Consider the following 7,812-nt stretch of genomic DNA (forward strand, 5'->3'; position numbering starts at 1 on the left):
ATGATAAGTTGCGCCAGGAACAGCGTAAACAGATGAAGGATGCGATTATTAAAGAAATCCGTAAGAGTGATGAAAAGACAGACAGGGGAGGGTTGAATGATGAGGTCGCGAAAAAGAAAAAACGTAACCGTATTAATAAAGAGCGGGTGGATATTAATGCAACCTCCAGCGCATCTTCAACTTCACGGAATGAGAAATCTGGAAAGGGAAATCAGAACCAAGGACAGAGCGGCAAACATAATAAGGACCGCTTTAAAAAACCTGTGGTAAAACAGGAAGTGAGCGATGAAGATGTGGCAAAGCAGGTGAAAGAAACCCTTGCTCGTCTGACAAACAAGGGAAAGAATAAGGCTGCTAAATACCGTAAGGAAAAACGTGAAAACATTCAGAACCGTCAACTGGAACAGGAAGAACTGGAACAGGAAGAAAGCAAGGTGTTGAAGCTGACTGAATTCGTGACAGCTAACGAACTGGCTAATATGATGGATATTCCGGTGACTCAGGTTATCTCAACTTGTATGAGTGTGGGTATCATGGTGTCTATTAACCAGCGTCTGGATGCAGAAACAATCAACCTTGTGGCAGAAGAATTTGGTTACAAGACTGAATATGTAAGTGCGGAAGTGGCACAGGCCGTAGAGGAAGAGGCTGATGCAGAAGAAGATTTGCAACCGCGTGCGCCAATTGTTACTGTAATGGGGCACGTAGATCATGGTAAGACTTCTCTGCTGGATTATATCCGTAAGGCGAATGTAATTGCGGGTGAGGCCGGAGGTATCACACAGCACATTGGTGCATATAATGTGAAACTGGAGGATGGACGTCGTATTACATTTCTGGATACTCCGGGACACGAAGCATTTACTGCTATGCGTGCACGTGGTGCGAAGGTAACTGACGTGGTAATCATTATCGTAGCAGCTGATGATAACGTGATGCCGCAGACAAAAGAAGCTATCAACCATGCGATGGCTGCGGGAGTGCCTATCGTGTTTGCTATCAATAAGGTCGATAAACCGAATGCGAACCCGGATAAGATTAAGGAAGAGCTGGCTGCCATGAACTTCCTGGTGGAAGAATGGGGTGGAAAATACCAGTCTCAGGATATTTCTGCCAAGAAAGGTACCGGTGTTCCTGAATTGCTTGAAAAGGTATTGCTGGAAGCTGAAATGTTGGACTTGAAAGCAAATCCGAACCGTAAGGCTACCGGTTCAATTATTGAATCTTCTTTGGATAAAGGACGCGGATATGTGGCTACGGTGCTGGTTTCCAATGGAACACTGCATGTAGGAGATATAGTGTTGGCTGGGACTTCATACGGTAAGGTGAAGGCAATGTTCAATGAACGTAACCAGCGTTTGAAAGAGGCTGGTCCTTCTGAACCGGTATTGATTTTAGGATTGAACGGAGCACCAGCTGCCGGTGATACATTCCATGTGTTCGATACAGATCAGGAAGCACGTGAAATTGCCAACAAACGTGAACAGCTGGCTCGCGAACAGGGCTTGCGTACACAGAAGATGCTGACACTGGACGAAGTGGGACGTCGTCTGGCATTGGGTGACTTCCATGAGTTGAATGTGATTGTGAAAGGTGACGTGGATGGTTCTGTGGAAGCATTGAGTGACTCATTGATCAAGTTGTCTACCGAACAGATTCAGGTAAATGTTATTCATAAGGGTGTCGGACAGATTTCAGAATCGGATGTATCGTTGGCTGCGGCATCAGATGCCATTATCGTAGGTTTCCAGGTACGTCCGTCAGGAAATGCGGCTAAGCTTGCAGAACAGGAAGGTGTGGATATTCGTAAGTATTCTATTATTTACGATGCGATTGAAGAAGTGAAGTCGGCTATGGAAGGTATGTTGGCTCCGACATTGAAAGAACAGGTTACTTCTACAATCGAAGTGCGTGAAGTGTTCAACATCAGCAAGGTGGGTATGGTTGCCGGTGCGATGGTGAAGACCGGAAAAGTAAAACGTACGGACAAGGCTCGCTTGATTCGCGACGGCATCGTAATCTTTACAGGTTCAATCAATGCGTTGAAGCGCTTCAAGGACGATGTGAAAGAAGTGGGTACTAACTTTGAATGTGGTATCAGTTTGACGAACTGCAACGACTTGAAAGTGGGTGACGTGATTGAAACGTATGAAGAAGTGGAAGTAAAACAGACATTGTAAAGACGTAACGTCTGACCATTGTTTGGGTGCAAATAAATACATTTGTCATTCAGAGCAAAGCGAAGATGCTTGTATTCACCCATCAGACAGGGGAGCAAGTTCTTCGCTTTGTTTTTAGTTCGAATTTTAATAGATGGCAACAATTGATTGGGTGATTGTAATCGTGCTGGCTTTGGGGGCAGTTTCGGGCTTTATGAAAGGCTTTTTCAAGCAACTGGCTTCGATTGTGGGATTGATAGCCGGGCTATTGGTAGCACGTGCCTTGTTTGCGACTTTAGGTGAACGGCTAGCGGTAGCAGTAGGTACTTCTGTAACGTTCGGGCAGGTGTTGGCTTTTCTACTGATTGGTATGGTTGTGCCGCTGGCTTTGGCTCTTTTGGCTTCTGCATTGACGAGGATTGTAGATATGACAGGATTGGGGTTTATCAACCGTTGCCTGGGGGCAGTGTTTGGAGCGATAAAATATGCTCTTGTAATCAGCTTGATAATTCATTTTATTGATTTTGCAGACTCTAAAGATAACTTAATACATTCAACCACTAAAGGAAGTTCATTGTTATATTATCCGATAAAGGATTTTTCCGCTTTCTTTTATCCGGTGGTGAAAACTGTAACAGAGAAATTTATAGAAACAGATAATATTCATAATTGATATGCAAGTAGAACCCAACAAATATGTGAAGGAACTGACACAGGCGAAGTACAAGTATGGCTTCACTACGGATGTTCACACAGATATTATAGAGAAGGGACTGAATGAGGATGTCGTGCGGCTGATTTCTTCAAAGAAGGGGGAGCCCGAATGGTTGCTTGAGTTCCGTTTGAAAGCGTTCCGTTATTGGCAAACGCTGGAAATGCCTACATGGGCACATTTGAATATTCCGGAGATTGATTATCAGGCTATTTCATATTATGCAGACCCGACAAAGAAAAAAGAAGGGCCGAAGAGTCTGGATGAAGTGGATCCGGAACTGTTGAAAACCTTTGATAAACTGGGTATTCCTTTGGAAGAACGTATGGCGTTGAGCGGTATGGCGGTAGATGCGGTTATGGACTCCGTCTCTGTGAAGACAACTTTTAAGGAGACACTGATGGAAAAGGGGATTATATTCTGCTCTATCAGTGAAGCGGTGCGCGAACATCCGGATTTGGTGAAGAAGTATTTAGGTTCGGTAGTGGGCTATCGTGATAATTTCTTTGCCGCATTGAACTCGGCTGTGTTCAGTGATGGTTCGTTTGTGTATATTCCGAAGGGGGTTCGTTGTCCGATGGAATTGTCTACTTATTTCCGTATCAATGCAGCTAATACCGGACAGTTTGAGCGTACGCTGATTGTCGCAGATGATGACAGCTATGTGTCTTATCTGGAAGGATGTACGGCACCGATGCGTGATGAAAATCAGTTGCATGCGGCAATTGTGGAAATTGTGGTGCTCGACCGTGCAGAGGTGAAATATTCAACCGTGCAGAACTGGTACCCTGGTGATGCGGAAGGCAAGGGAGGTGTATATAACTTTGTGACCAAAAGAGGAATTTGTAAGGGTGTGGATAGTAAACTTTCCTGGACACAGGTAGAGACCGGGTCGGCCATTACATGGAAGTATCCGAGCTGTATTCTGAGCGGAGACAATTCTACCGCAGAATTCTATTCTGTAGCGGTAACCAATAACTATCAGCAGGCAGATACTGGTACAAAGATGATTCACTTGGGTAAAAACACTCGTTCTACTATTGTAAGTAAGGGAATCAGTGCTGGAAAGAGTCAGAACTCTTATCGCGGGTTGGTGCGTGTGGCTGAAAAGGCAGATAATGCAAGAAATTACAGCCAGTGTGATTCTTTGTTGTTAGGTAGTCACTGTGGAGCACATACATTCCCTTACATGGACATACACAATGAAACGGCTGTGGTAGAGCATGAAGCTACGACTTCCAAAATTTCGGAAGACCAGATTTTTTATTGCAACCAGCGTGGTATCTCTACTGAGGATGCCGTAGGATTGATTGTGAATGGTTATGCAAAGGAAGTGCTGAACAAACTTCCGATGGAGTTTGCCGTAGAGGCTCAGAAATTGCTGTCTGTATCGTTGGAGGGCAGTGTAGGATAAACGATAAAAATAGATTGTTATGCTAGAGATAAAGAATTTACATGCCAACATCAATGGCAAGGAGATATTGAAAGGCATTAACCTGACTGTAAAGGCAGGTGAAGTCCATGCGATTATGGGGCCTAACGGTTCAGGGAAGAGTACATTGAGCAATGTATTGGTCGGTCATCCGGCTTATGAGGTTACAAAAGGAACTGTTACATTTGATGGAAAGGATTTATTGTCCTTGACTCCGGCAGACCGCAGTCATGAAGGATTGTTCTTGTCTTTCCAGTATCCGGTAGAAATTCCGGGAGTGAGCATGGTCAATTTCATGCGTGCAGCAGTGAATGAACAGCGTAAATATAAAGGTCTTCCGGCTTTGACGGCCAGCGAGTTCTTGAAACTGATGCGCCAAAAGAGAGAGATTGTAGAACTGGATAGCAAACTGGCTAACCGTTCGGTAAATGAGGGATTCTCTGGAGGCGAGAAGAAGCGTAATGAGATATTCCAGATGGCTATGCTGGAGCCTAAACTGAGTATCCTGGATGAAACTGACTCCGGACTGGATATTGATGCTTTGCGTATTGTGGCTGAAGGAGTGAATAAACTGAAGACTCCGGAAACCAGCTGTATTGTGATTACGCACTACCAGCGCTTGCTGGATTATATTAAACCGGATATTGTGCATGTGCTTTATAAAGGCCGTATCGTGAAAACTGCCGGTCCGGAACTGGCGTTGGAACTGGAAGAAAAAGGATACGATTGGATTAAGAAAGAACTGGGAGAATGAGCATGAAAGCAGAACAGCAATATATTGATCTTTTCACGCAGTGCGAGGCAATGATTTGTCGGCAAAGTGCGGATGTGCTGAATGCGCCCCGTGCGAAGGCATTTGCTGATTTTGAGAAGCTGGGCTTCCCGACTCGCAAACAAGAAAAGTATAAGTATACGGAGGTGAGCAAGTATTTTGCTCCGGATTATGGACTGAATTTGAATCGTCTGGAATTTCCGGTTAATCCGTATGAAGTGTTCAAGTGTGATGTGCCGAATATGAGTACTTCGCTTTATTTTGTGGTGAATGACACATTTGATAAGCATGTACATCCTTCTGCTCAGTTGCCGGAGGGGGTTTATTTCGGCAGCTTGAAGGATATGGCCGAACAGCGTCCTGATTTGGTAAGAAAATATTACGGAAAACTGGCTGATACGTCGAAGGATGCTTTGGCGGCATTTAATACAATGTTTGCACAGGACGGTGTGTGTATGTATGTACCGAAGAATGTGGTGTTAGAACGTCCAATCCAGCTGGTGAATATTTTGCGTGCAGATGTGGATTTCATGGTAAACCGCCGTATCTTGATTATATTGGAGGATGGTGCACAGGCCAAGTTGCTGGTATGTGATCATGCGATGGACGACGTAAATTTTCTTTCTACTCAGGTGGTGGAAGTCTTTGCAGGAGAAAATGCCGTATTCGATTTGTATGAATTGGAAGAAACTCATAACAGCACGGTGCGTTTCAATAACTTGTATGTGAATCAGGAGGCTGGAAGTAATGTGTTGTTGAATGGCATGACACTGCACAATGGAACAACCCGTAATACTACAGAGGTGACATTGGCTGGCCGAGGTGCAGAAATCAGTTTGTGCGGAATGGCTATTGCCGATCAGAATGAGCAGGTGGATAACCATACTTTTATTGATCATAAGGTGCCTGATTGCACAAGTAATGAGTTGTTTAAATATGTGCTTGATGACCAGGCTGTGGGGGCTTTTGCTGGAAAGGTACTTGTAAGGGAAGGCGCACAGCATACTTCTTCCCAGCAGACAAACCGGAATCTGTGTGCTACCCGTGAAGCACGTATGTACACTCAGCCGCAGCTGGAAATCTATGCAGATGATGTGAAGTGTTCACACGGAGCTACGGTAGGGCAGCTGGATGAAAATGCATTATTCTATATGCAGCAGCGTGGTATTAGTTTGAAAGAGGCGCGGCTGTTGTTGATGTTTGCTTTTGTCAATGAGGTGATTGACCATATCCGGATGGATGCCTTGAAAGATCGTTTGCATCTGCTGGTAGAAAAACGTTTCCGTGGAGAACTGAACAAATGCCAAGGCTGTGCGATTTGTAAATAAACCGTTTCTTTTTACAGGAAATGCATGTCATATTTTAACAGAGAATTTATGCAATACGATGTCAATAAGATAAGGGAGGACTTCCCGATTCTTTCGCGGTCGGTGTATGGAAAACCGCTGGTTTATCTTGACAACGGGGCCACAACTCAAAAGCCTCGTTGCGTAGTGGAATCTATTACAGACGAGTATTATTCGGTAAATGCGAATGTACACCGTGGAGTGCATTTCTTGTCACAACAGGCAACAAATTTGCATGAAGCTTCACGTGAGACGGTACGCCGGTTTATTAATGCACGCAGTATTTCGGAAATCGTTTTTACTCGTGGAACGACTGAGAGTATTAACTTGGTTGCCTCTTCATTTGCTGATAGCCAGATGAAGGAAGGGGATGAGGTTATTGTTTCTGTGATGGAACACCATAGTAATATTGTTTCATGGCAGCTTCAGGCTGCGCGGAAAGGAATTGTGCTGAAAGTAATCCCGATGAACGACCGGGGTGAGCTTTTACTGGATGAATATAAAAAGCTTTTTTCAGAAAAGACAAGGCTTGTTTCCGTAACACATGTATCCAATGTGCTGGGAACAATCAATCCGGTAAAGGATATGATTGCCTTTGCTCATTCGCAAGGCGTTCCGGTGCTGGTGGATGGGGCACAGAGCATCCCACACATGAAAGTGGATGTACAGGATTTGGATGCTGATTTTTATGTGTTCAGTGGTCACAAAGTATACGGTCCTACGGGTATCGGCGTGTTGTACGGGAAAGAGGTCTGGCTGGAAAAGTTGCCTCCTTATCAGGGAGGAGGGGAGATGATTAAGAATGTTTCTTTTGAAAAGACGACATTTAATGAACTTCCTTTTAAGTTTGAGGCTGGCACTCCCGATTACATCGGGTCTACAGCACTGGCAAAGGCATTGGATTATGTTTCAGCCATAGGAATGGATCACATTTTTTCCTACGAGCATGACCTGACCCAGTATGCCATGAACCGTTTAAAAGAAATCCCGGGAATGAGGATTTTGGGTGAAGCGGAGCAGAAAGGAGGAGTTATTTCTTTCTTGGTAGGGGATATACATCATTTTGATATGGGGACCTTGCTTGACCGCCTAGGTATAGCTGTTCGTACCGGACATCACTGTGCGGAACCTTTGATGCACCGTTTGGGTATTGAGGGCACGGTGCGTGCATCTTTGGGATTGTATAATACGAAAGAAGAAATAGATGCGCTGGTGGAAGGTGTGCTTCGAGTAAGTAAAATGTTTGCTTAAATAGGGATATTCAGTAAATGTCCCTAAAAGTAAGATGGCATATAAAGTCGATAGAGTATAATCACTTTATATGCCATTATTATTGCCCTTTTTCTGTGTTTTTTCATATAGTCCTATCTGTTGGACATGACGTTCCGGAA

At 44.4% G+C, this 7,812-nt stretch carries 6 protein-coding genes; all 6 read left to right on the forward strand.

Annotation, left to right across the window (positions count from 1 at the left end):
• Positions 1-2,180, forward strand: a 2,180-nt coding sequence (infB, locus tag ACMJ0U_RS11795) for a translation initiation factor IF-2 (RefSeq protein ID WP_417130090.1), incomplete at its 5' end; no start/stop codon positions are given.
• A 133-nt stretch (positions 2,181-2,313) separates the two neighbouring features.
• Complete coding sequence (locus tag ACMJ0U_RS11800; protein ID WP_417130091.1) at positions 2,314-2,832, forward strand: CvpA family protein; 519 nt, start codon at positions 2,314-2,316, stop codon at positions 2,830-2,832.
• 1 nt (position 2,833) lies between these two features.
• Positions 2,834-4,285 carry a Fe-S cluster assembly protein SufB gene (sufB, locus tag ACMJ0U_RS11805; protein ID WP_417130092.1) on the forward strand — a complete coding sequence of 484 codons (1,452 nt, stop codon included), beginning with the start codon at positions 2,834-2,836 and terminating at the stop codon, positions 4,283-4,285.
• A gap of 19 nt (positions 4,286-4,304) precedes the next feature.
• Positions 4,305-5,057, forward strand: coding sequence for a Fe-S cluster assembly ATPase SufC (sufC, locus tag ACMJ0U_RS11810; RefSeq protein ID WP_417130093.1), 753 nt, complete (start codon positions 4,305-4,307; stop codon positions 5,055-5,057).
• Between the two features lie 2 nt (positions 5,058-5,059).
• Positions 5,060-6,403: a Fe-S cluster assembly protein SufD gene (gene sufD, locus ACMJ0U_RS11815; protein ID WP_417130095.1), complete on the forward strand. Its 1,344-nt coding sequence runs from the start codon at positions 5,060-5,062 to the stop codon at positions 6,401-6,403.
• A gap of 48 nt (positions 6,404-6,451) precedes the next feature.
• Positions 6,452-7,672, forward strand: a complete 1,221-nt coding sequence (locus ACMJ0U_RS11820; protein WP_417130094.1) for an aminotransferase class V-fold PLP-dependent enzyme — start codon at positions 6,452-6,454, stop codon at positions 7,670-7,672.
• Positions 7,673-7,812: the final 140 nt, after the last annotated feature.

The organism is Phocaeicola sp. (genome assembly GCF_048170425.1).
Classification (GTDB): domain Bacteria; phylum Bacteroidota; class Bacteroidia; order Bacteroidales; family Bacteroidaceae; genus Phocaeicola.